The sequence below is a fragment of the Acidovorax sp. 1608163 genome (genome assembly GCF_003669015.1).
GTDB lineage: Bacteria > Pseudomonadota > Gammaproteobacteria > Burkholderiales > Burkholderiaceae_C > Acidovorax.
Window position 1 is genome coordinate 3951836 of sequence record NZ_CP033069.1, and the last position, 24035, is coordinate 3975870.

Consider the following 24035-nt stretch of genomic DNA (forward strand, 5'->3'; position numbering starts at 1 on the left):
TATTAATAAGTGAGCATTACCATGCAACCCGTCATCACCAGCCTGCTCGACACCGACCTCTACAAGTTCACCATGTGGCAGGCGCTGCTGCACCGCCACCCGCAAACGCAAAGCGAGTACCGCTTTGTGTGCCGCAACACGCCCGCCTACCCGCTGGCCGAACTGCTGCCCGAGGTGAACGCCGCGCTGGACCACCTGTGCACGCTGCGCTTCACGCCCGATGAGCTGGCCTACGTGGCCGGGCTGCGCTACATCCAAAGCGACTTTGTGGACTTTCTGCGCATCTTCCAGTTCCAGCGCAGCTTCATCAGCGCCTGGGCCGAAGGCGAGCAACTGCACATCGTGGCGCGTGGCCCGCAGGTGCATGTGATGGGGTTTGAGATTTTTGTGCTGGCCATAGTCAACGAGCTGTACTTCCGCCGTTTCGATGCCACTGCAGCCCTCGCCAGCGGCCGCAAGCGCCTGGCCGCCAAGGTGCAGCAGTTGCAGGCCCTGGCGCAAAAAGCCACGCTGCGCCACCCGTTCGAGCTGTTCGACTTTGGCCTGCGCCGCCGCTACAGCGGGGCCTGGCAGCGCGAGGTGGTGCAGACCTTTGCCACCCAAACACCGCAGTGGTTCAAGGGCACCAGCAACGTGCTGCTGGCGCGCGATCTGGGCCTGGTGCCCATCGGCACCATGGCGCACGAATACCTGCAAAGCTACCAGGCCCTGGGCGTGCGGCTGCGCGACTTTCAAAAGGCCGCGCTCGAAGACTGGGTGCAGGAGTACCGCGGCGACCTCGGCATTGCGCTGACCGACACCGTGGGCATGGACGCCTTTCTGGCCGACTTTGACCTGTACTTCGCCAAGCTGTTTGATGGCCTGCGCCACGACTCGGGCGACCCGGTGGCCTGGGGCGAGAAGGCCCTCGCGCACTACGCCCGCCTGCGCATCGACGCCCACACCAAGCGGCTGGTGTTCTCCGATGGCCTCGACCTGGAACGCGCCCTGATGCTGTACCGCCACTTTGGCGACCGCACGCAGCTCGGGTTTGGCATTGGCACGAACCTCACCAACGACATGGGCGCGGACCACAAGCCACTGAACATCGTGATGAAACTCGTGCGCGCCAACGGGCAACCCGTGGCCAAGCTGTCGGACACGCCCGGCAAGACGCTGTGCGACGATGAAACGTACCTGGCCTATCTGCGCCAAGTCTTCCATGTTGCATAAGAAGCCCCCCTGAGCCGCTTCGCGCCTTCCCCCCAGGGGGACGACGCCCTCGCTGCGGGGCGGCACGGCCGGCATAGGCCCTTGCTCGGCGTCCCTGGCATGGGCTGCGCCAGGGGCGGCGGCTACCGACGAACTCGAACCTTAGGATGAATGACACCATGCTCCGCATCACCCTCGCCCAGCTCAACGTCACCGTGGGTGACATCGAAGGCAACGTGGCCCGCATGGTGGCCGCCGCGCAGCAAGCGACCCGCGAGCAGGCCGACCTCGTCGTGTTCAGCGAGCTGTCGCTGTGCGGCTACTACCCCGGCGACCTGCTGGAGGAAAGCGGCTTTCAGCAACGCATCGCGGCTGGCCTGGCCGCGCTGCAGCAGGCCTCTGCCACCCTGCCGCAATTGCACTGGGTGGTGGGTGCGCCCACGCCCGCGCAAGGCCCCGGCAAAAAGCTGCACAACAGCCTGCTGGTGCTGCAAGGCGGCGCCGTTCGCCTGCAATACGCCAAGCAGCTGCTGCCCACCTACAACATCTTTGACGAACGCCGCCACTTTGAGCCTGGCCCGGACGTGGCCAAGGTGCTGCGCATCGGCAGCGCCCAGGTAGGCCTGCTGATCTGCGAAGACGGCTGGAACGACCACGGCGCCGACTACGCCACCAACCCCTTCGAGCGCCTGCGCGACGCCGCGCCCGACCTGGTGGTGAGCATCAACGCCAGCCCCAGCCACATCGGCAAACGCGAACAGCGCCACCAGATTTTTGGCGACGCAGCACGCCGCCACGGCCTGCCCATCCTGTACGTGAACCAGGTCGGCGGGCACGACCAGCTGGTGTACGACGGCGCTTCGTTTGCCGCCGAGCCCGATGCGGGCGTAGTGTTTGAGGCCGCGCGCTTTGTGGAGGATGTGCGCACCCTGCAGTTTGACAACGGCCACTTCCGCACCGCCGAAGGCGCAACCCCCGCACACGTGCCCGCCAAGGGTCTGCCCACCATGGACTTCTACCGCCAGCAGATCGTGCTGGGTCTGCGCGACTACGCCCAGCGCTGCGGCTTCCAGCAAGTGGTGGTGGGCAGCTCGGGCGGCATCGACAGCGCGCTCACGCTGGCGCTTGCTGTGGAGGCACTGGGTGCGGACAACGTGGTGGGCATCACCATGCCCTCGCGCTACTCCAGCAGCGGCTCGGTCGATGATTCCGTGGCGCTGTGCCAGAACCTAGGCGTGCGACTCTTCACGCACCCGATCGCCGAGCTGGTGGCGGGCTACGCCCAGCAGTTTGAGGCCAGCTTTGGCCAGCCACTGGCAGGCCTGCCGCTTGAAAACCTGCAGGCCCGCATTCGCGGCACGGTGCTGATGGAATACTCCAACGCCTTTGGCCACCTGCTGCTCACTACGGGCAACAAGAGCGAAATCTCGGTGGGCTACTGCACGCTGTATGGCGACACCAACGGCGGCCTGGGCCTGATTGGCGACCTCTACAAGACCGAAGTGTTTGCCCTCTCGCGCCACGTCAACGAACACGCGGGGCGCGCGCTGATACCGCAGGCCATCATCGACAAAGAACCCTCTGCCGAACTGGCCCCCGGCCAGCGCGATGTGGACAGCCTGCCGCCCTACCCGGTGCTGGACGAAGTGCTCAAGCTGCTCATCGAAGGCGACCGCCTGTCTGCCGCCGAGCACACGGCGGCCCAGAATTTTGTGGCCCAGCTGCAAACCGACGACGCAGGCCGCGCCCTGGTGCAGCGCGTGCGCATGATGGTGGCGCGCAACGAATACAAGCGCCGCCAGGCCCCGCCCATCGTACGTGTGCGGGCCCGGGCCTTTGGCAGCGGGCGGCAGATGCCGATTGCTGCCAGGTATGTTTGACGGAGTCCTCCACCATGCATGCCATACCCCGCCGCTTAAAATCACTACAAAAACAATAGCTGCTTGCGCTGATCTATCAAGCGCAAGAGCGCAATTTCTATCAAAAGCACTGGAGACCCATGCACGACACCGCCCTCCTCATCGGCCGCTTTGAACCCGTGCACAGCGGCCACCTGGCTCTGCTGCAAGAGGCCCTGCGGCAGGCGCCCCAGGTCATAGTGGTGGTGGGATCGGCCTGGCAGGCCCGCTCGCCCAAGAACCCCTTCACCTGGCAAGAACGCCAGGCCATGCTGCTGCAAGCCCTGCCCGAAGCCGACCGCGCCCGCGTGCAAGTGCTGCCGGTGCGCGACTACTACAACGAAGCCGTGTGGGTGCAGGCCGTGCGCGCTGGCGTGGCCGAGCGCACACAGCCCGGTGCACGCATCGCGCTGGTGGGCCACTTCAAAGACGCGACCAGCAGCTACCTGCGCGCCTTTCCGGGCTGGTCCCTCATCGACCTGCCGCGCCAGGGCAGCATGGACGCCACCACCATCCGAGACGCCTACTTTGGCGCCACCGCAGACACCGTGGGCGAAGCACTGGCGCCACTGGCGGCAGACATCCCAGCCAGCACACGGGCGCAGTTGCAGGCCCTGGCCCAGACCCCGCACTACACGGCGCTGCAGCAAGAGTGGCGCATGCTGCGCGGCTACCGCGAAGCCTGGGCCAAGGCGCCCTACCCGCCCGTGTTCGTCACCGTGGACGCCGTGCTGCGTTGCCAAAACCATGTGCTACTGATCCGCCGTGCCCACGCCCCCGGCAAGGGCCAGCTGGCGGTGCCCGGCGGCTTCATCGAGCAGCGCGAAACCGTGTGGCAGTCGTGCCTGCGCGAGCTGGTGGAGGAAACCCACTGCCACCTGCCCGAGGCCACCATGCAGGCCGCCTTGCAATCGGTGGCCGTGTTCGACCACCCTGACCGCAGCCAGCGCGGGCGCACGCTGACGCACGCGCACTACTTTGACCTGGGGGATGCGCCGTTTCCGGTGGTGCAGGCCGACGACGATGCGGCGCTGGTGCAGTGGACGCGCATCGACCAGCTGGCGGGCCTGGAAGAAGAGTTCTTTGAAGACCACTTCCACATGCTGGACCACTTTTTGGGACTGACAGGCTCATTGATGTCCAGCGAACAGCTCAGCAGTACGAAACGGGCTTAGCGGCTAAAGCGGACGCGGCCCCAGACCGGAGCCCCCCGTGCAAGGGCCGCCCCGCCACACCGGGGGCGTCCCCCTCCGCATTGCGCAGCAATGCCAGAGAGGGGGAAGGCGCGAAGCGACTCAGGGGGTGCTCACTCACCCCACACGGAACTTGCCCACCGTTTGCGACAGGGCCACGGCCTGGTGGCTGAGCGACTGCGCGGCGGCCAGGGCTTCTTCGACCAAGGCTGCGTTTTGCTGCGTGCCCTGGTCCATCTGCGTGATGGCCTGGTTGACCTGGGCAATGCCCGCGCTTTGCTCGCTGCTGGCGGCGCTGATCTGGCCCACCATCGCCGTGACACTCTGCACGCCCGTCACCACCTCGCTCATGGTGCTGCCCGCGCGTTCGACCAGCTCGGCGCCCACCCCCACCTTGGCGACGGAGTCGTCGATCAAGGCCTTGATCTCCTTGGCCGCAGCGGCGCTGCGCTGGGCCAGCCCGCGCACTTCGCTGGCCACCACGGCAAAGCCTCGGCCTTGTTCTCCGGCTCGGGCCGCTTCCACCGCCGCATTCAGCGCCAAGATGTTGGTCTGGAACGCAATGCCGTCGATCACGCTGATGATGTCCACGATCTTGCGCGAGGACTGGTTGATGGAACTCATGGTGCCGACCACTTCGTGCACCACCTCGCCCCCTCGCACCGCCATGTCAGAGGCGGCACGCGCCAGCTCGTCGGCACGGCGCGCATTGGTGGCGTTTTGCTGCACGGTGGAGGTCAGTTGCTCCATGGAGGCGGCCGTCTCTTGCAGCGCACTGGCCTGCGACTCGGTGCGGGCCGACAGGTCGCCGTTGCCCGCGGCGATCTCGGACGATGCGGTGGTGATGGAGTCGGTGCTGTCGCGCACCTGGCGCACCAGGTGGGCCAGGTTGTCGCGCATGGCGCGAATGGCATGCAGGATGCTGGTGGTGTCGCCCGGCAGGGTCTTCACATCCACCGCCAGGTTGCCTTCGGCGATCTGCGTGACCACATCGGCGGCATATTGCGGCTCGCCACCCAGTTGGTGCACCAGGGTGCGCAGCATTTGCCAGGCCATCAGGGCGATCACCAGCATCAGCACCGCGCCAATCGACAGCAGGATAGCGGTGTTGCGCCAGAATGCGTTTTCAATGTCGTCCACATAGTCGCCAAACCCAATGATCCAGTCCCAGGGCTCGAACTTGATGATGGCGTAGAGCTTGTCCACCGGCTCCTTCGCACCGGGGCGGGTGCCCGGCGCCGTGACGGTGCCGATGGTGACGCCTTGCAGTGCCGCGCGGTAACGCACACCGGCTTCCTTGCCGCCCTTTTCATCGACGATGCCGATGCGCTTGGGGTTGGGGTGCACGTAGTTCACATCGTTGCTGAAACCGCGCACAAAGAAGTATTTGTCCTTGTCCACAAAGCTGCCAATGGTGCGGGTGGCTTCTTTGATCGCATCCTCGCGCGAGAGGGCACCGCTCTTTTCCTTGTCGTGCGCTTTTTGCGCGGCTGCGTGGGCCAGCACCACCAGGTTGGACAGCTGCGCAGTGCGCTCTTTCATCATCGACTGGTACAGCGTGGTGAGCGCCACGGCCGACAACACGACCAGGCCCAGCAGGGTGGCAGCGCACAGCCACAGGATTCGGGTTTTCAGCTTCATGCTTGCGTGATCTCAAAAGAGGTGAAAAAGTAACCAGACGATACACCGAGATGTCACAGCAACGTGGTAACCCAATGCATTTGAGCGTTGGCTTTGTGGCGTAAATACAGCGCCTAACAACCGAAGTGGGTGAGCGCCTACGCGCCCCCAAGGGCGCGGTTTTTCAGCAGTGCGGTGAACTGCCCCACCGGCAAAGGCCGGGCATACAGGTAGCCCTGGTACTGTGCGATGCCCTGCGCCACCACCCAGTCCAGCTGCTCCTGCGTCTCCACCCCTTCGGCCACGGCCGTGAGCTTCATCAGCTGGCACAGCGACACGATCAGCTCGGCCAGCGAACGGTTGGCGTCCGAGCCCTGGATGAAGGTCTTGTCGATCTTGAGGGTGTGGATGGGAAAGCGCTGCAGGTAGGCAAGGTTGGAGTAGCCCGTGCCAAAGTCATCGAGCGCAATCGACAGCCCCAGCGCGGCAATGGACTGCAACACCGCCAGCTGCCGGGGGTCGTGCCCCAGCAGCATGGACTCGGTGATCTCCACCTCCAGGCGCTTGGGGTCTGCCCCCGCTTGCTGCAGTGCCCGGGTCAGGTCGGCCAGCAGCTCGGGGTGCATGAACTGGCGGGCCGACAGGTTGACCGACACCACCATGTCAAACCCCTGCGCCGCCCACGCCACCTGCTGCTGCGCAGCGCGGGCAAACACCCACAGCCCCAGTTGCCGGATGAGCCCGGTGGTTTCGCACAGAGGGATGAACTGATCGGGCGACACCAGCCCCAGGCGCGGATGGTTCCAGCGCACCAGCGCCTCCACCCCCATGATGGCGTTGCTGCCCGCCGCCACGCGCGGCTGGTAATACACCTCGAACTCCTGGCGCGCCAGGGCGTGGCGCAGCTCGGCCTCCAGCTCGGTGCGGCTGCGCACGGTTTGCGCCATGTGCTCGTCATAGAACGCCATGGTGTCGCGCCCCTGGTCTTTGGCGGCGTACATGGCCAGGTCGGCGTTGCGCAGCAGGATCTCGATGGTGTCCCCATCGCGCGGGTGCAACGCCACGCCCACGCTGGGGGTCACGCGGGCGTCCACATCGCCAATGCGCACCGGGGTCGATACGGCGGCAGAGATGCGGTCGTGCAGCGCCGCCAGGTCTTTGCGGATGTCGGCCGACATCACCAGCACCAAAAACTCATCGCCACCCCAGCGCGCCACCATGTCGGTGCTGCGCTTGGCGTGGCGCAGGCGCTGGGCCATGGTCACCAGCAACTGGTCGCCCGCCGCGTGCCCCAGGGTGTCGTTCACGTCCTTAAAGTGGTCCAGGTCGATGAAGAGCAGCGCCACCTCCTGCCCCTGCGCCTGGGCCTCGGACACCGCCCAGGCAAAGCGCTGCATGAAGTGCGTGCGATTGGGCAGGCCGGTGAGCGCGTCGTGCAGGGCCTGGAAGTTGGCCCGCTCTTCGGTGCGTTTGATGGCGCTGATGTCCGCCTCGCTCACCAGCACGGCATGTTGCCCCGTCACCGCGTCGCGGCACTGGCGGGCCGATAGCTCGTGCCAGCGCTGCCCTGTGGGCGTGGGCACCGACAAGGTCAAGGTGCCCACGCCTTGGCTGGCCAGGCTGGCGGCCAGCGCGGCATAGGCAGCCGGGTCGCCCACGCGGTCTTCCAGGCGTTCGTCGGGCTGGAACACGGCAGCGCGCGCCGCCGGGTTGCGGTACAGCGCATGGCCGTCTTGCCCGTACAGCGTGATCATCACCGCGGTGTGCAGCAGTGCCTCGACCGAGCGCAGGGATTCGGGCGCCACGCTGCCCACGGGCTCGGCCTCGCACAGCATGCACATGCGCCCATCGGGCAGCCGGTGGCCGCTGAAGCGCACATTGAGTGACACGGGCACCCCGTCCGGGTACACCGTCCACTGTTCGTTAAAGCGTGCATCCGAGGCGGCAAAGTCGCTCTGGTACTGGGCCAGCCGCTGGGCCACAGAGCCCGACATGTCGCGCCCCATGTCCCGCGCGCACAGCGCCTGCAGCGATTCGGCCTGCCACACCGACAGCGCCGCCGTGTTGGCCCAATGCACCCGCTTGTGGTCGATGTCGAACACCCACACGGGGCGCGACAGCCACTCCAGCGCGGCGTAGCGCTGGGCCCGCTCAGCCAGCGCCAAGGCGTCTGGCGCGCGCAGGGGGATGGCTGAAGCCGCGGGGGGATTTCTGGGAAGGACGGGGGAAACCACGGTGCCCAGCCTCACGCCCGCCAGCCCAAGGGCCGGACACAGACAAGGGCATCCCACCAAGTGGGCAAAGGAGCGGGAACAAACATGGGAAGGCAGCGCAGTCGGTACGCAAAAAGGGCGGAGAGGACACCTGAGGCCAAAGGCCTGCTCTGAGAACCTGCTTCAAAAGCCGTTACAGGCTTTTACATACTCTCATAACCCGCGCATTTTTCCACGCACTTTTTGACCCAAGGCAGAGGGGGACTGCTTACGCAGGCCCAGCGCCCCCGGGCGGCGCAGCGCAAACGCGCACTCTCTTCTCCCACCCCATAGGCCTTGCAGGTTTGTGCAGAAATTTTAATAAAAACAGGCTCTAGAGCTTTATTTAAAAGCGCCAGAAGCTATGTTTTTAATAGCAAATCAGACCAAAGCACGCTCCAGCATGGCGTGCAGCAGCACGTTGCACCCGGCCGTGATGTGTGCGGGCTGGGCGTCTTCAATCTCGTTGTGGCTGATGCCGTCCTTGCAGGGGATGAAGATCATCCCCGCCGGGGCGAGCTTGGCCATGTACACCGCGTCGTGCCCCGCGCCGGACACCGCAGGCATGTGGCTGTAGCCCAGCTTGGCGGCGGCGCGGCCCACGGCCTGCACGCATTCGGCGTGGAACTGCTGGGCCGGGTAGCTGGAGACGAGGTCGATCTGCACCTGCACACCATGCTCTTTGGCCACCTGGTCAGCAAAGGCCTTGACCTCGGCCACCATGGCATCGACCAGCGCATCGGTGCTGTTGCGCAGGTCGATGCTGAACTTGACCCGGCCCGGAATCACGTTGCGGCTGTTGGGAAACACCTGCACCATGCCCACGGTGCCGCGCCCGTGCGGCGGGTGGCGGTGGGCAGCGGCCACCACGTCTTGCATGATGCGCGTGGCTGCCAGCATCGCGTCCTTGCGCAGCGCCATGGGTGTGGGGCCCGCGTGGGCCTCCATGCCCGTCACCGTGCAGTCAAACCAGCGGATGCCGAGCACGCCTTCGACCACGCCGATGGTCTTGTCGTGGTCCTCCAGCACCGGGCCTTGTTCGATGTGGGTTTCAAAGTAGGCGCCGATGGGGTGGTCGCCCGGCTCCTGCTCGCCGATGTAGCCAATGCGTTCGAGCTCGCCCTTCACCGTCTTGCCCTCGGTGTCGGTCGCGGCGTAGGCATGCTCCAGCGTGAAGGCCTTGGCGAACACGCCCGAGCCCATCATCACGGGCACAAAGCGGCTGCCTTCTTCGTTGGTCCAGAACGCCACCTCAATGGGCGCTTCCGTTTCGATGCCGTGGTCATTGAGGGTGCGCACCACCTCAATACCCGCGAGCACGCCGTAATTGCCGTCGAACTTGCCGCCTGTAGGCTGGGTGTCGATGTGGCTGCCGGTCATGATGGGTGGCAGGCTGTTGTTGCGCCCGGGGCGGCGCATGAAGGCGTTGCCGATCTTGTCGATGGTGACGCTCATGCCCGCTTCGCGGGCCCAGCCCAGCACCAGGTCACGGCCCTGCTTGTCCAGGTCGGTCAGCGTCAAGCGGCACACGCCGCCCTTGGGGGTGGCGCCGATCTGCGCCAGCTCCATCAGCGATGCCCACAGGCGGTCGCCGTTGATGCGCAGGTTTTCGATGTTGGGTTTGACTTGGGTGTCCATGGTGTTCTCCGGGGGATGTCTGGGATGTTGAATGCTTCCACCACCGTTCGGGCTGAGCCCGTCGAAGCCGGGGCACGAAGGCCGCCTTCGACAAGCTCAGGCAGAACGGTCTGGGGGAGTTGCGAAACTGTGGAAATCCCCATCTCTGTTCGCCTGCGGTTCGCGCCGTCAGCCGCGCGCCACCGCCGTGGGTGCCAGGTCCTGCGCCCGTTTTTTCACGGCCTGGAAGTTGGCGCCAAATGCGGGGCGCTTGAGGTAGCGGCCCTTGCCTTGCTCGGCCCGCAGGTCGCCGTTGGCAAACACCACGCGCCCTTGGCTGACGGTATGGCTGGGGATGCCGCGCACGGTGCGGCCTTCAAAGATGTTGAAGTCGCCCTTGCTGAACTGCGTCTTCGCCGAGAAGGTCTTGGTGCCCTGCGGGTCCCACAGCACCAGGTCGGCGTCGGCGCCCTCGCCGATGAAGCCTTTGCGCGGGTAGATGTTGAACAGCTTGGCGGCGTTGGCCGAGGTGATGGCCACGAACTCGGATGGGGTGAGGCGCCCGGTGTTCACGCCGCCATCCCACAGCGCAGCCATGCGCTCTTCCACACCGCCCGTGCCGTTGGGGATCTTGGCAAAGTTTTCTTTGCCCATGGCCTTCTGCGCGGCGCAGAAGGTGCAGTGGTCTGTCGCCGTGGTGTGCAGCTGGCCCGACTGCAGGCCGCGCCACAGCGCCTCCTGGTGGCCCTTGGGGCGGAAGGGCGGGCTCATCACATACGCGGCCGCCTTGGCAAAGTCGGGGTCGCGGTACACGCTGTCGTCCACCAGCAGGTGGCCTGCCAGCACCTCGCCGTACACGCGCTGGCCGCGCGCCCGGGCGCGGGCAATCGCATCGGCCGATTCCATGCAGCTCACGTGGACCACGTAGATCGGCACGCCCAGCACGTCAGCAATCGCGATGGCGCGGTTGGCGGCCTCGGCCTCGACCATGGGCGGGCGCGACAGTGGGTGGCCCTCGGGGCCGGTGATGCCCATCTTGGCGACCTCCTGCTGCAGCAGGTACACCAACTCGCCATTTTCGGCGTGCACCGTGGGCATGGCGCCGAGCTCCAGCGCGCGCTTGAAGCTGTTCACCAGGGTTTCGTCGTCGCACATGATGGCGTTCTTGTAGGCCATGAAGTGCTTGAAGCTGTTCACACCTTCCTGCTGCACCAGCGTACCCATGTCGGCGCGCACCTGCTCGCTCCACCAGGTGATGGCGACGTGGAAGGAATAGTCGGCCGCCGACTTCTCGGCCCAGCCGCGCCACTTGCGGTAGGCGCCCATCAGCGGCTCTTGCGGGTCGGGGATCACGAAATCGATGATGCTCGTGGTGCCGCCCGCCAGCGCGGCGGCCGTGCCGGTGAAGAAATCGTCCATGGTGACGGTGCCCATGAACGGGAGCTGCATGTGGGTGTGCGGGTCGATGCCGCCGGGCAGCACGTACTGGCCGCTGGCGTCCAGCGTCTGCGCGCCCGCAGGGGCCTGCGCTGCGGCGCCCTCGCCCACAGCCACGATGCGGCCGTCCACACACAGGACATCGGCGCGTTGCTCACGGTCGGCGTTGACCACGGTGCCGCCACGGATCACGAGGGCGGGAGAAGTTGAGTGGAGTGAAGTCATCGCAAGGCTCCTGGAATGAGAGGGCCGCCGCCAGCGGCCCGGAAAACGCAGTGGTGCAAAGAAAGGGGTGCGCCCTATGCGCTGCGCACCGCAGGCTGGCCCACGCTGGCCGTGCCCGACATGCCCACGCGGTACACGACCGCAGCGATCGCCAGGCCAATGAACCAGGCGTAGGCGTAGATCTGCTTGAAGAACTCACCTACACCTGGGAAGGTGGCAGGGAACGCTGCATTCAAAAAGCCCGGGATGTTGGGCGCCACGCCCAACGCGAAGGCCACTACGGCCACCCAGTTCCAGCCGCCGGAGTAGCTGTAGCGGCCGCGCTCGTCATACAGCTCGCGCACCGCCAGCTCGGTGCGGCGCACGAGGTAGTAGTCCACCATCAGGATGCCCGCCACCGGCCCCAGCAGTGCCGAGTAGCCAATGAGCCAGGTGAAGATGTAGCCCTGGGTGGACTCCAGAATCTTCCAGGGCATCATCGCAATGGCGATGCCCACGGTGATGTAGCCGCCCACGCGGTAACTGATGCGCGATGGGCTCAGGGCCGAGAAGTCGTACGCAGGCCCCACCAGGTTGGCGGCCAGGTTCACGCTCACGGTGTCGATCAGCAAGATGATGAGCGCAATCAGCACGGCAGCGCCCGTCATGCGGCTGGCCAGGTCCACCGGGTCCCACAGCGCCTTGCCGTAGATGACCACCGTGGCCGATGTCACGAACACCGCCAGGCCCGCCAGCAGGCCCATCGGCACGGGCAGGCCGATGGCCTGGCCCACCACCTGGTCGCGCTGCGACTTGGCAAACCGTGTGAAGTCCGGAATGTTGAGCGCGAGCGTGGCCCAAAAGCCCACCATGGCCGTGAGCGACGGCCAAAAGACGGCACTGAACTGCCCTTCTTTCTTGCCACCAGGGGCGAACTGCGAGGGCTGCTCCAGGATGGGGCCAAAGCCGCCGGCCTTGTCATAGGCCCACCACAACAGCACGAAGCAGATCACGATCTTGATGGGCGCCGTCCAGGTCTCCAGCTTGCGGATGGACTCGATGCCGTGCACCACGAAGTAGAACTGGATGGCCCAGAAAAGGAGGAAGCACACCAACTGCCCGACGTTGATGCCCAGGCCCGCGATCTTGTCGCCCTCCAGCGGGTGGCCGATGAGCACCCCGGCCAGCGTGTAGATCATCATCCCGCCAAACCAGGTCTGGATGCCGTACCAGCCGCAAGCCACCAGCGCGCGCAGCAATGCGGGTAGCTTGGCTCCCTGGGTGCCAAACGAGGCTCGTGCCAGCACCGCATACGGAATGCCGTATTTGGCGCCCGCATGGCCAATGAGCAGCATCGGGACCAACACGATGAGGTTGCCCAAAAAGACGGTGCCCACCGCCTGGCCCCAGGACATGCCACTCTCGATCAGGCTGGCCGCCAGCGTGTACGCGGGAATGCACATCACCATGCCCACCCACAGTGCCGCGAAGTGGTACCAGCGCCAGGTGCGCTGGTGGGCTTGGGTGGGTGCCAGGTCATCGTTCCATAGATCGCCGTGGCCGCTGTGGGCCTGAGGTGTCGTCATTCAGCTTCTCCTCAACAGGTTAAGGGGGCCACCAGGGTGTCCGGGGAGTTCACACAATCGCCGCCGCTCTGGGCCGTGGCACAAGCACGCAGCCTTTGCCATCACGCAACAGTCATGCCTGCGCCGCCACGCGCTGCGGATTGTTCGGGTGCGTGGTCCAGTTGGCGTATTCGCCGGTGACCTTCTTGCCCGTGCGCACATCGACCTCGCCCGGCTCCAGCGCCCGCATGGTGATGCACTCGGGCACGGGGCAGATCGACACACACAGGTTACAGCCCACGCACTCGGCCTCGTTGATCTCGAACTTGCGCACGCCGCCCTCCTTGGTGAAGGTGATGGCCTGGTGCGAGGTGTCTTCGCACACCACATGGCAGCGGCCGCACTGGATGCAGGCATCCTGGTTGATGACAGCCTTTTCGATGTGGTTGAGGTTGAGGTTCTTCCAGTCCTTGACCGTGGGCACGGCCTGGCCCTTGAAGTCGTCGAGCGTGGCGTACCCGTGCTCGTCCATGAAGTTCGACAGCCCGTCGCACATGTCCTGCACGATCTTGAAGCCATACACCATGGCGGCCGTGCACACCTGCACCGTGCCGCAGCCGAGCGCAATGTATTCGGCCGCGTCGCGCCAGGTGGTGATGCCGCCGATGCCGCTGATGGGCAGGCCAGCCGTCTGCGCGTCGCGTGCAATCTCGGCCACCATGTTGAGCGCAATAGGCTTGACGGCCGGGCCGCAGTAGCCGCCGTGCGAACCCCAGCCGTCCGTGCTCGGACTCATCACCATGCGGTCCAGGTCCACACCCATGATGGAGTTGATGGTGTTGATGAGCGACACCGCATCCGCCCCGCCCGCCTTGGCAGCGCGTGCGGGCTGGCGCACATCGGTGATGTTGGGCGTGAGCTTCACGATCACGGGCAGCTTGCTGTAGTGCTTGCACCAGGCCGTGACCATCTGGATGTATTCAGGCACCTGGCCCACGGCCGCGCCCATGCCGCGCTCGCTCATGCCGTGCGGGCAGCCGAAGTTGAGTTCAATGCCGTCGGCGCCGGTGTCTTCCACGAGCGGCAGGATGCTCTTCCAGCTCTGCTCCTCGCACGGCACCATGAGCGAAACGATCATGGCGCGGTCCGGCCAGTTGCGTTTGACGCGCTTGATCTCTTCGAGGTTGGTGTGCAGCGGCCGGTCGGTGATCAGCTCGATGTTGTTCAAGCCGATCACGCGGCGGTCTTGCGACATCAGCGTGGAGTAGCGCGGGCCGTTGACGTTGACCACCGAGGGGTCTTCGCCCAGCGTCTTCCACACCACGCCGCCCCAGCCCGCCTCAAAGGCGCGGGTGACGTTGATCTCTTTGTCGGTGGGCGGTGCGGAGGCCAGCCAGAAGGGGTTGGGGCTTTGGATGCCCAGAAAATTGCTGCGAATGTCTGCCATGGGGTGCTCCCGTGTGTTGTGCTGTGTGGGGGATGCCGCTGCGCGTCAGGCAGCCTGGGCAACGGGGGCCGTCAGTGCGGCATGGATGGACACTGCGGCCACCTTGCCGTGCTCCACAGCCTCTACCGTGAGGTCGCGCCCACCAGCGCGGCAGTCACCACCCGCCCACACGCGTGGCAGGCTGGTCTGGCCCTCAGCGTCCGTGGCGATGCGGCCCGACTCCAAGGCTATGGTCTTGCCCGCAGGCCCGGCCACATAGGTCTGCCCAATGGCCTTGAGCACCATGTCGGCTTCGAGCGTGAAGGTCTCTCCGGTTTCCACCAGCTTGCCGCCGCTCAGGGCCGTGGCAGCAAAGCGAACGCCCTTCACCGCACCGCCTTCGCTCAGCACTTCTTTCGGTGCCGCCCAGTGGCGGATGGTCACGCCATTGGTCTGCGCCCACTGCTGCTCTACCGCCGATGCGGACATGGCGTCAGCGCCACGGCGGTAGACGATGGTCACCTCTTCGGAGCCCAGCTTGCGCGACTGCACGGCGGCGTCCACCGCCGTCATGCCACCACCAATCACCACCACGCGGCGGCCCACGGGCAGGGTCGAGAGGTCGGCGCTCTGGCGCAACTCAGCGATGAAGTCGACCGCATTGCGCAAACCCGTCACCATGGGCTCTGCCACACCCAAGGCATTGACGCCCTGCAAGCCCAGGCCCAAAAACACGGCGTCGTAGGCGCCCAGCAGGCGGTCGAGCGTGATGTCGCGGCCCAGTTGCTGGCCGGTGCGCACCTCGATGCCGCCGATGGACAGCAGCCACTCCACTTCCTTCTGCGCAAAATTGTTCGTCGTCTTGTAGCTGGCCAGACCATATTCATTGAGGCCACCGAGCTTGGGACGCGCCTCAAACAGCACCACGCCATGCCCGCGCACGGCCAGGCCATGCGCACAGGCCAGGCCCGCAGGCCCTGCGCCCACCACGGCCACGCGCTTGCCGGTGGCGGCTGCGCGCTGGAACAGCGGTGCACCGGGCTGGACAAAGAAGGCGTCGGTGGCGTAGCGCTGCAGTGAGCCGATCTCTACCGGCTTGTCCTCGTTGGTGTTGCGCACGCAGGCCTGCTCGCACAGCACCTCGGTGGGGCAGACGCGGGCGCACATGCCGCCCAGCGGGTTTGCCTCCAGGATGGCGCGGGCAGCGCCCCGGTTGTTGTCCTGCGCAATGCGGTGGATGAACGACGGGATGTCGATGCCCGTAGGGCACGCCGTGGCGCAAGGCGCATCGTGACAGTAGTAGCAACGCTCGGCCTCGATCAGGGCCTGGGGCTTGGTCAGCGGCGGGTGCGCATCACTGAAGTTGGCGGCGTAGTCGGCCAGGTTCAGGCGTGCGGCATGAATGCCGCAGGCACGGCTTGCGGGTGTGTCCATCAGAAAGCCTCCGGAAGGTGGAGAGTGGGTGAGGGGTGGGGGGCGGGCAAAGCTGCCGCACGGCGCCGTCGCGGCACCACAGCCTGGAGCCCAGGCGTGCCAGCGCTTGCAATTTCCGGAGGTTTCATCGTGGTCCTCGGTAGGGCGGCTGATGCCCGGCGTTTGGATCGCTCGGTGCTCGGCCAGTGGTTCAATTTACTCACTGGTAAAAATTTACCAATTGGTAAAATCCCTAGAGCAAAGCCTGTGCCAGCTTCTAGCGGCTGCGCTTGTTCCACAATGGTGCGATGACAGCCGCACGCCCACTCCATACATCTCCAACCCCATCCCCGGCCCGCCAACGCACCGCCGCAGCCCGAGCTCCTGCCAACCCGTCAACCACAGAGCCCACCGCGCGAGCCCCAAGCCATCACGCTTACTGAAAGAGCGCGGCATCCTCCAGGAAGCCCAGAGCCATTTCGCCCAGTTTGGGTTTGAAGGCGCATCCCTTGAGAACATTGCCGCGGCAGCGGGCTTGAGCCGTCATAACCTGCTGTATTACTTTCCCAGCAAGGAGGCGCTGTACCAGCGCGTGCTGGATGACGTGCTGAACCAATGGCTGGCAGGTATGGACGACCTGTCGCACAGCAACGAGCCAGAGGCCGCCCTGCGCCAATACATCCAGGCCAAACTGCGGTATTCCCGTGAGCACCCCGATGGCGCCAAAGTGTTCACCAAAGAGGTGATTGCCGGTGCACCACGTTACGGCAAAGCCATCACCGAGCGCGTTGGCCCTCGCCTCAAAGCCGAAGTACGCACCTTCGAGCGCTGGGCCAAGGAAGGCCGCATCGCCAAGGTCAACTTCACCCACCTGATGTTCATCATCTGGTCGGTCACCCAGGCCTACGCCGACCAGGAGGCGCAATTTGCGCTGCTGCTGGGCAAGCCTGCGCTGACGGAGAAGGACTATGAGAAGGCGGAGGCGCTGATCTGCCAATTGGTCTTGTCAGGATTAGGCCTCCAGACCCGACCCAGCACATGAGTGCGGCCTCCTGCTCAGGCGCGCACGCCTGAGCAGCGGTGACTTGGGAACTGTTAACCAAAGCCCCGCATGGCTTAGACTCGCTCCGACCCGTTTGCCTGCCTGTGACTGCCTGTATCGCACAGTCGGCAAACCCTGGCATTCCTCCTCAAAAATTCTTATGGCTACATCGCGCAAAGCAACCTACCTATTTGCCATTGCCCTTGTTTTGGCAGTGCTGGGCATTTACCTGCCTGGCATTCGCAATGATTTGCTGTTTGATGACCTGCGATTGAGCGACGGCACCATCTTTGGCCAATACGGCAGCCTGCTCCAATTCAAACAGCGGATGCTGTCTTATGGAAGCTTCGTTTGGCTACAAAGTTTGTTCGGCGAAGGGTGGTGGAAACAGCGATTTCTGAATATCGCGTTGCACCTGGGCACGGTCGCTTGCATTTATGCGCTACTGAAAGCGCTGTTGAGCCAAGCCAAATTTCCCCAAGAGTTTGAGGATCAAACGCACTTTGAGGCCTCCCGCACCGCCGCATTGCAGGTGGGAGTCGCACTGTTCGCATTGAATCCGGTCGCCGTCTACGCGGTGGGGTACTTGGTTCAGCGCTCTATCGTGATGGCGACATTGTTTGCGGTGCTGGCCTGCTGGCTCTTCGTTCGCGGCCTGCAAACGGGGCGCGCTGGCTGGTACGCAGGGGCTTTGGGTAGCTATGTGCTGGCCGTGCTGTCCAAAGAGTATGCCGTCATGACAGCCGCCATGGCCGTGCCGCTGTACATCTACATCCGCCGCCCCGGCTGGAAAGCTATTGCTGTTGTCGCCGGCGGCGCGTTACTGGTGTTGGCACTCGCTGCCGCTGCGTTTTTTGGCATTTATGGGGCAGTGCTGGGCAAGGTGTTTGACCCACGCTCTGCAGCATTGGTGCAGCAGCTGGAGGCCATGCGCCCCGGAATCACAGCCCAGATTTACCCTTTGAGCCTGCTGAACGAAGCGGCACTGTTTTTTGCATATGGCCTGCTGTGGTTTGTCCCCAACGTGCAGTGGATGTCAGTCGACCTGCGTCCGGCGTTTCCGCTGGGGTTTGCTTCGTGGGGGCATTTGGCTGGTGCTTTGGGATATGTCTGCTTGCTTGGGATAGCGATTTGGATGGTGGTACGCCGCAAAGATGCGCTGGGTTTGGCCGGTCTGATCCTGCTGTTCCCGCTGCTTTGGTTTGCAACCGAATTTGCCACGGTCTGGGTGCAAGACCCGTTTGTGCTGTACCGCAGTTACTTGTGGGCTGTGGCCGTCCCCGGCCTTGTTGCCATTGTGCTGACCGGCTTTAAGCCCAAGACGATTTACGCCGTGGGTGTCTTGATTGCGTTGATCTTTGGCGGATTGGCATTGGAGCGCAACCTCTCCCTCAGGGATGAAGGCACTGCCTGGGCTGACGCGGCCGAAAAAGTCGACACTAAAGCCCCAGCCAATGCCGTTGGGCGCAGCCGCCCATTCTTGAACCTGGGCGCCTATCACCTTGAAAAAGGATCCCTCGCATTGGCAGAGCGTGCCTTTCTGACGGCCGATGCTCTGGGGGACTTGGGCGGGAATGCTCGCTTCAATATTGGGGTCACGCTGCAGCAGCAAAAGAAGCATGCAGAAGCGCTGCAGGCGTTTGCCGCGGCGCAGGCCAAGGGCTTCAGCGGGCAATTGCTGCACTACCACCGGGGCGAGTCGGCCTTCGCTCTGGGCCAATTCCCATTGGCGTTCGAGAGCTTTGGCACAGCCCTGAAAGACGCGCCCCAAGGAAACAACACCGATAAGAAAATGCAAGTATTGCTGCTGCAACGGCATGCTGATGCAGGCATTGCCGCCCAGCAATATGACGCAGCCATCAGCGACTTTGAAACCCTGCTGCAAATGAGCCCCAAACATCCCCGGCTCTTGCTGGGTATGGGCATGGCAATGGTTGGCAAGGGCGATACGCAAAAGGCGATCCCCCTGTTTGACGATTTAATCGCATCTGCACCTAGTGCCCCTGCTTACTACGGAAGAGGCGTTGCGTTGTACCGTGCGGGCAAACTGAATGATGGCCTGAAAGATATCGATGAGGCGATCAAGCTGGAGCCACGCAATGCGCAGTATCGGCAAGTGCGCGAGCAGCTGGCCGCATCCACCAAACCATCCAACAAGTCCAAGCCCTGACGCAGACAAGCAGCTCGACCATGACGTTGCGAATCCTCCATGTCGGCAAGTTCTTTCCACCATACATGGGCGGGATGGAAGTCTTTTTGGCAGACCTGATTCAAGAGCAGCGACGCCAGGGCATCGACGCTCATGCCATGGTGCATGGAACCTCCTTGCCTGATGACCCCCCTTGGGTGCACAGGGTTCCAGTGCAGTTCAATTTGGTGTACGCGCCCATGGCCGTTGGCTTTCGGCGCGCGCTCGGACAAGCCATCGACCGCATCAAGCCGGATGTGCTGCACTTGCACATGCCCAACAACTCGGCGCTCTGGGCACTAACGCTCCCTAGTGCACGTAAAGTGCCTTGGGTGGTGCACTGGCATTCGGACGTGGTGGTGTCGAATATCAAGTGGTCTGTGGCTTTGGCCTACATGCTGTACCGGCCTTTTGAGCAAGCTCTTCTGGAACGTGCACAACAGATCTTCGCAACATCACCGCCCTACTTGCAGGCCAGCGCAGCACTGCGACCTTGGCTCGATAAATGTGACGTGGTGCCGCTGGGTATCAATCTGCAAGACAGTGCTCCTGGAGCGGAGGCCAGAGCACAAGCAATATCACTTTGGCGGGCAGAGACCCAATTCAGACTCCTATCGATCGGCCGGCTCACCTACTACAAGGGCTTTGAAATCCTGATTAAAGCGGTCTCCACACTGCCCGGTGTGGAACTGCTGATTGTCGGAAGTGGCGAGCTTCACGACTCTCTTGAAGAGCTGGTGCGCAGCACAACCCCTGCTGGTACTGCGCCCGCCACCCGACTCTTAGGTGCTGTGGATGATGCCCAAAAGCATGCTCTGTTGGCGCAGTGCGACCTTTTTTGCTTGGCATCGCGCGAGCGCACGGAGGCGTTTGGAGTGGTGCTGCTGGAGGCCATGCAGCACTCACGCCCCTGTCTCGTGACGGATTTGCCGGGCTCTGGGATGCCGTGGGTTGTTTCACACGCCCATTGCGGACTGCACGTTCCTTTTGAAGATGTGGAAGCCTGGCGCAGCACCATAGCCCGCCTGCAACATGATCCCGGCTTGCGTCAACGTTTGGGCAAAGCAGGCAACAAAGCACTGCAAGAGCACTTTGGGATTGGCCCTTGCGAGCGCGCCACTGCCCGCCATTACAGAAGCATGGCACCGGGCAGAAATACAGAGTCCTCCACACGCGGCTTGATGGTGGTGATTGCCACCCATAACAATGCCGCAGACATCGCCCCTCTGCTTCAGCGCGTGCGCGCCTTGGTCAACGCTCCAGTGCTTGTGGTTGATAACCGCAGCACTGACGCAACCTGCCACTTGGCTGAGCAGCACGGGGCACGGGTGCTGCGCCCTCTTCTGAAAATGACGACCTGGGGCAGCTTGCAGACCGGCATCCGTCATGCGCTTGTGCAAGGCTACTCTTGCGCCATCACCATCGACGCTGAGGGCCGCTATGAAGTAGAGGAACTACCGGCGCTACTTGCTGCGGGCAATGAAGCTGACATGGCAGTAGCCTATTTCGCAAGCAGCAACAGCCTGCCGCGCCGTGCAGCCTGGCAGTGGTTTCGGTGGTTGACAGGCTTGGGATTGCGTGATTTTGTGTCGGGATTTCGGCTGTATAACCGCGCAGCCATGCAAGTGGCTGCATCTGCCGAGGCCACGCTGCTGGACTACCAGGACATCGGAACGTTGTTGCTGATGAGACGCGAAGGTAAGCGAATTGCCGAGGTGCCGCTTGCAATGCACACCTCCAAGATAGATCGCTCCAAAATTTTCAGATCCTGGGCCTATGCAGTGCGATACATGGTTGTATCAACACTTGTTGGCATTGCGCATGGGAGGCGTGCAAACAAGACCAGAAAAATTTCGCAAACCGCATAGCGTTTGTCAATTGGCCTCGATAGCGCCCCCAAGTTTGCGTCATACCATCACCTTGATCCCCGCCGCCATTAATACCATCGCGAGAGCCAACTGAATCCATCGGCCCGCAATTTTTCCAGCGAGCAGGCTCCCCAAAAGCACCGCAGGAACAGAACCCACCAACAAGCTGCCAAGCATCCATAGGTCCACCATTCCGGCAAACAGATAACCAATTCCAGCAACGGCCGCCAATGGAACCGCGTGCACGATATCGGTGGCGACTAGGCGATGAGGGGTCATCCGGAGTGGATAGAGATATAGCAACATTACAGTACCCAGCGCTCCTGCTCCTACCGAGGTAAGGGCTACACACAACCCCAAAACTGCGCCAGCAACCACCGTCAGCAACGGCTGAATGGCCTTAAAACGCACCGGTTCTTCGATACGCTGCTGGCGCGCAAGAGCCCTTAGATATGGCGCAGCCAGCAAGCCTGCGGCAGTGATAAGCACAACAATGCCAATCGTTTTGGTTAGCCACTCCACCTGCGCCATCCGAACACCGAAGCTGACTATCACAACGATGACCAGTGCTACCGGCAAGCTCCCCATCCACAAGCGTTTAGCTACCCGCCAGTCCACATGGCCACTGGCATGGTGTGCACGTGCTCCAACAAGTTTGGTGATGGCCGCAAACCACAAGTCAGTAGCGATGGCAGTGATTGGAGACACGCCAAAGACAATGAGCAAAATGGGCGTCATTAGTGCGCCGCCACCCACACCCGTGATGCCCACGACCAAACCGGTCAACGCACCGGCTAGCGCATAAGACGAATCAATCACTCGGGCATCCAGGCCATGCAACCAGCGGCAACGAACGAGGGATTGAATACCTCAGGTTTGCCATAACGCAGGGGGCGGCCTTGCAGGTCCAGCACCAAGCCCCCTGCGCCCTCTAATACGGCTTGTGCAGCTGCCGTATCCCACTCACAAGTGGGAGCCAAGCGTGGGTACATGTCAGCCTCACCTTCCGCGATCCGGCAAAACTTCAATGAACTGCCCGCTTGCATCAACTGCACGGGTCCCAGCCGGTCGATCATTACCTTTGTATCGACATCCAAGTGGACTTCACCCGGTTTCGTAGACATATTTCAACTTCCGTTTCGAAGTTGTTCGAATGCCAGCGGACTCAGTTGGTCTAGGTGACTGTGCCGACGGATTCGATTGTAAAAACCTTCGATGTAGTCAAACACATCTGACTTGGCGTCTTGCCTGGTGGCATAGATATGGCGTTTGATTCTCTCCTTCTTCAAGCTGCTGAAGAAGGACTCTGCTACCGCGTTGTCCCAACAGTTTCCACGTCGGCTCATGCTTGGCACCAATTGGTTGTCCTTGCACCAGCGGGCGAAGTCGTCACTGCCAAACTGACTTCCTTGGTCGGAATGGATCATCACTGGACCCGTTGGGCGCCTGCGCCACACTGCCATCGTGAGCGCATCCAACACCAACTCTGTAGCCATGCTGGAGTTCATCGCCCAGCCGACCACCATGCGCGAGTACAGGTCAATTACGGCCGTTAGGTACAACCAGCCCTCATGGGTTCGGATATAGGTAATGTCGGTGACCCACACTTGGTTCGGTAGCGTGACCGTGAACTCACGTTGCAACCGGTTCGGTGCGGCAGTCGCAGGAAGACCGACTCGGTAGCGTGGCCGCTTGTAACCACGCACTGAGCGCAGTTGGGCCTGGCGCATCAGGCGTGCTACACGTTTTTGACCGCACGCCATACCGTCCTCTCGCAAGTCCCGCAGGATGCGTGGGCTTCCATAAATCCCGTGGCTGTCGTCAAAGGATTGCCGAATGCTTGCCAGCAAGACATCGTCGGCTAAGGCGCGTTTGGACTTTGGATTGGCCTTCCAAGCGTAATAGCCACTGCGCTGTACGCGCAGAACGCGGCACATGCTGCTGAGCCGGAACTGGCCTTTATGTTCGGCCATGAATGCGCACTTCACCCGGACAGCTTGGCAAAGTACGTTGCGGCCTTTTTTAGGATGTCGCGCTCCTCATTGGCCCTTTTGAGCTCCGCTTTGAGCCGGGATACCTCGGCCTTGAGCTGGCTTGTCTCTGCCCCCCCTGCGCTCGATTGCTCTTTGGCAAGCCGCACCCACAGGTACAGGCTTTTGTCCGACATGCCCAATCGCTTGGCTACATCCACTACCCCATGACCACGCTCGGTCACCTGTTTGACGGCTTCTGCCTTGAACTCAGCCGGGTATCGCACTCTCTTCATTTCTCACTCTCCAGTTCAATTTCGACCTTGATAGGTGTCTATTGAACCGGGTGAAGTCCAGACTCCTCAGACACTACGGGGCAGTCCGGCAGCAATTGTTGCAAGTGATGAACCAACACCTGATGGGCAGACAAATCCGCTTGCGTCAATGGGGAAGTGTCTTTCTTCAACGTTGCCGCGAATTGCTCTGTGGCGTACACAGCCATCACTGCGCTGCCAGCAAGGCGTGCAATAGGCAGCAGCTTTTCGAGCAATTTAGTGACCTCAACATGTCGCATATTGCAAAATTACCAAAATTTGTCGAAGATATGAATCCTATCACTCAATTTTCCCTAAATAAATTGAAAAACAATCAAATTGCGACAAATCTCGCTCAAGCGTTGCTAGGCCTTGATGCCAAGCAGGTTTGGGATACGGAGCTTGCATACTCGCACCTGAAGAAATGTGGCGAAGCCGACACCAAACGAACCGCCGAGCGCAGACTCAACGCGCTAGGACTACTCCCACAGGGACTGAACGACGGTGATTTGCGAGACGAGCAAGGCCTCCCCCCAAACGCTTGGTGCTGAACTGGGCGATGGAGCAAGCACGCAAACGACGCGACCGTGTTCTTTTTGCCCAGCTAAGCCCGCTACCGAATGGTGCACCCTGCCTGCATGCGAACGACGCGCGCGGCGCCCGCATCTGGGTACCACTGCCAGACTCGCAAAAAGAAACCATTTGGCAAGCCCTGCTGGCGCTGCAAAAACACATCAGCAAGCCCGTCGCGCTGTTTCCGCACGGTGCGCTGGTCGAAGCCCTGCGAACTGCACCAAACGCACCAGGCATCAACGTTCACTTACAGGCGTACCGATC

17 protein-coding genes are annotated in these 24035 nt (G+C 62.9%); 7 read left to right on the forward strand and 10 right to left on the reverse strand.

Annotated elements, in window-relative coordinates; translation table 11 throughout:
* The first annotated feature begins 21 nt into the window (after positions 1 to 21).
* The 3 genes from pncB (at position 22) to EAG14_RS17600 (ending at position 4264) form a co-directional block, all read left to right on the forward strand.
* Positions 22 to 1212, forward strand: coding sequence for a nicotinate phosphoribosyltransferase (gene pncB / locus EAG14_RS17590; protein ID WP_121729650.1), 1191 nt, complete (start codon positions 22 to 24; stop codon positions 1210 to 1212).
* 158 nt (positions 1213 to 1370) lie between these two features.
* Complete coding sequence (locus EAG14_RS17595; RefSeq protein ID WP_121730537.1) at positions 1371 to 3071, forward strand: NAD+ synthase; 1701 nt, start codon at positions 1371 to 1373, stop codon at positions 3069 to 3071.
* Between the two features lie 119 nt (positions 3072 to 3190).
* Positions 3191 to 4264, forward strand: a complete 1074-nt coding sequence (locus EAG14_RS17600) for a bifunctional nicotinamide-nucleotide adenylyltransferase/Nudix hydroxylase (protein WP_121729651.1) — start codon at positions 3191 to 3193, stop codon at positions 4262 to 4264.
* A 135-nt stretch (positions 4265 to 4399) separates the two neighbouring features.
* Here EAG14_RS17600 and EAG14_RS17605 read toward each other — a convergent pair whose 3' ends face one another.
* The 7 genes from EAG14_RS17605 to EAG14_RS17635 all read right to left on the reverse strand — a co-directional run bounded on the left by EAG14_RS17605 (position 4400) and on the right by EAG14_RS17635 (position 15837).
* Positions 4400 to 5923, reverse strand: coding sequence for a methyl-accepting chemotaxis protein (locus EAG14_RS17605; protein WP_121729652.1), 1524 nt, complete (start codon positions 5921 to 5923; stop codon positions 4400 to 4402).
* 137 nt (positions 5924 to 6060) lie between these two features.
* Positions 6061 to 8136 carry a bifunctional diguanylate cyclase/phosphodiesterase gene (locus tag EAG14_RS17610; RefSeq protein ID WP_240456830.1) on the reverse strand — a complete coding sequence of 692 codons (2076 nt, stop codon included), beginning with the start codon at positions 8134 to 8136 and terminating at the stop codon, positions 6061 to 6063.
* 399 nt (positions 8137 to 8535) lie between these two features.
* Positions 8536 to 9792, reverse strand: a complete 1257-nt coding sequence (locus tag EAG14_RS17615; protein WP_121729653.1) for a Zn-dependent hydrolase — start codon at positions 9790 to 9792, stop codon at positions 8536 to 8538.
* 168 nt (positions 9793 to 9960) lie between these two features.
* Complete coding sequence (gene hydA, locus EAG14_RS17620; RefSeq protein WP_121729654.1) at positions 9961 to 11433, reverse strand: dihydropyrimidinase; 1473 nt, start codon at positions 11431 to 11433, stop codon at positions 9961 to 9963.
* Between the two features lie 74 nt (positions 11434 to 11507).
* Positions 11508 to 12998, reverse strand: a complete 1491-nt coding sequence (locus EAG14_RS17625; protein WP_121729655.1) for an NCS1 family nucleobase:cation symporter-1 — start codon at positions 12996 to 12998, stop codon at positions 11508 to 11510.
* 112 nt (positions 12999 to 13110) lie between these two features.
* Complete coding sequence (gene preA, locus EAG14_RS17630) at positions 13111 to 14424, reverse strand: NAD-dependent dihydropyrimidine dehydrogenase subunit PreA (protein WP_121729656.1); 1314 nt, start codon at positions 14422 to 14424, stop codon at positions 13111 to 13113.
* Positions 14425 to 14469: 45 nt separating this feature from the next.
* A complete protein-coding gene (locus EAG14_RS17635) occupies positions 14470 to 15837 on the reverse strand; it encodes an NAD(P)-dependent oxidoreductase (protein WP_121729657.1) in 1368 nt (455 codons plus the stop codon).
* Positions 15838 to 16255: 418 nt separating this feature from the next.
* Here EAG14_RS17635 and EAG14_RS17640 point away from each other — a divergent pair, with 418 nt between their 5' ends.
* The 3 genes from EAG14_RS17640 to EAG14_RS17650 all read left to right on the forward strand — a co-directional run bounded on the left by EAG14_RS17640 (position 16256) and on the right by EAG14_RS17650 (position 20914).
* Positions 16256 to 16858, forward strand: a complete 603-nt coding sequence (locus tag EAG14_RS17640; protein WP_240457072.1) for a TetR/AcrR family transcriptional regulator — start codon at positions 16256 to 16258, stop codon at positions 16856 to 16858.
* 160 nt (positions 16859 to 17018) lie between these two features.
* Complete coding sequence (locus EAG14_RS17645) at positions 17019 to 19028, forward strand: tetratricopeptide repeat protein (protein ID WP_121729658.1); 2010 nt, start codon at positions 17019 to 17021, stop codon at positions 19026 to 19028.
* A gap of 20 nt (positions 19029 to 19048) precedes the next feature.
* Positions 19049 to 20914, forward strand: coding sequence for a glycosyltransferase (locus EAG14_RS17650; RefSeq protein ID WP_121729659.1), 1866 nt, complete (start codon positions 19049 to 19051; stop codon positions 20912 to 20914).
* 39 nt (positions 20915 to 20953) lie between these two features.
* On the opposite strand, the gene EAG14_RS17655 is transcribed toward EAG14_RS17650, so the two are convergent.
* From EAG14_RS17655 to EAG14_RS17665, 3 genes are all read right to left on the reverse strand, one after another.
* Complete coding sequence (locus tag EAG14_RS17655; protein WP_099657985.1) at positions 20954 to 21733, reverse strand: sulfite exporter TauE/SafE family protein; 780 nt, start codon at positions 21731 to 21733, stop codon at positions 20954 to 20956.
* On the reverse strand, positions 21730 to 22038 hold the full coding sequence (locus tag EAG14_RS17660; protein WP_121729660.1) for a 3'(2'),5'-bisphosphate nucleotidase CysQ: 309 nt from the start codon (positions 22036 to 22038) through the stop codon (positions 21730 to 21732). The genes EAG14_RS17655 and EAG14_RS17660 overlap by 4 nt, the downstream gene beginning before the upstream one ends.
* Before the next feature lie 3 nt (positions 22039 to 22041).
* Positions 22042 to 23180, reverse strand: a protein-coding gene (locus EAG14_RS17665) for an IS3 family transposase (protein ID WP_371414362.1) whose coding sequence is annotated in 2 segments (ribosomal slippage) — positions 22042 to 22931 and positions 22931 to 23180 — 1140 coding nt in all. Because the reading frame shifts where the segments join, the coding sequence is not laid out codon by codon here.
* A 107-nt stretch (positions 23181 to 23287) separates the two neighbouring features.
* Here EAG14_RS17665 and EAG14_RS23445 point away from each other — a divergent pair.
* A complete protein-coding gene (locus EAG14_RS23445) occupies positions 23288 to 23749 on the forward strand; it encodes a hypothetical protein (protein ID WP_240456831.1) in 462 nt (153 codons plus the stop codon).
* The last annotated feature ends 286 nt before the right edge of the window (positions 23750 to 24035 follow it).

Coding starts and splice junctions, on each gene's coding strand:
- hydA (WP_121729654.1), bottom strand. CDS start 11,433: ATGACTTCACTCCACTCAACTTCTCCCGCCCTCGTGATCCGTGGCGGC.
- EAG14_RS17660 (WP_121729660.1), bottom strand. CDS start 22,038: ATGTCTACGAAACCGGGTGAAGTCCACTTGGATGTCGATACAAAGGTA.
- EAG14_RS17645 (WP_121729658.1), top strand. CDS start 17,019: ATGGCTACATCGCGCAAAGCAACCTACCTATTTGCCATTGCCCTTGTT.
- EAG14_RS17595 (WP_121730537.1), top strand. CDS start 1,371: ATGCTCCGCATCACCCTCGCCCAGCTCAACGTCACCGTGGGTGACATC.
- EAG14_RS23445 (WP_240456831.1), top strand. CDS start 23,288: ATGAACCAACACCTGATGGGCAGACAAATCCGCTTGCGTCAATGGGGA.
- EAG14_RS17615 (WP_121729653.1), bottom strand. CDS start 9,792: ATGGACACCCAAGTCAAACCCAACATCGAAAACCTGCGCATCAACGGC.
- EAG14_RS17605 (WP_121729652.1), bottom strand. CDS start 5,923: ATGAAGCTGAAAACCCGAATCCTGTGGCTGTGCGCTGCCACCCTGCTG.
- EAG14_RS17635 (WP_121729657.1), bottom strand. CDS start 15,837: ATGGACACACCCGCAAGCCGTGCCTGCGGCATTCATGCCGCACGCCTG.
- preA (WP_121729656.1), bottom strand. CDS start 14,424: ATGGCAGACATTCGCAGCAATTTTCTGGGCATCCAAAGCCCCAACCCC.
- EAG14_RS17600 (WP_121729651.1), top strand. CDS start 3,191: ATGCACGACACCGCCCTCCTCATCGGCCGCTTTGAACCCGTGCACAGC.
- EAG14_RS17650 (WP_121729659.1), top strand. CDS start 19,049: ATGACGTTGCGAATCCTCCATGTCGGCAAGTTCTTTCCACCATACATG.
- EAG14_RS17625 (WP_121729655.1), bottom strand. CDS start 12,998: ATGACGACACCTCAGGCCCACAGCGGCCACGGCGATCTATGGAACGAT.
- pncB (WP_121729650.1), top strand. CDS start 22: ATGCAACCCGTCATCACCAGCCTGCTCGACACCGACCTCTACAAGTTC.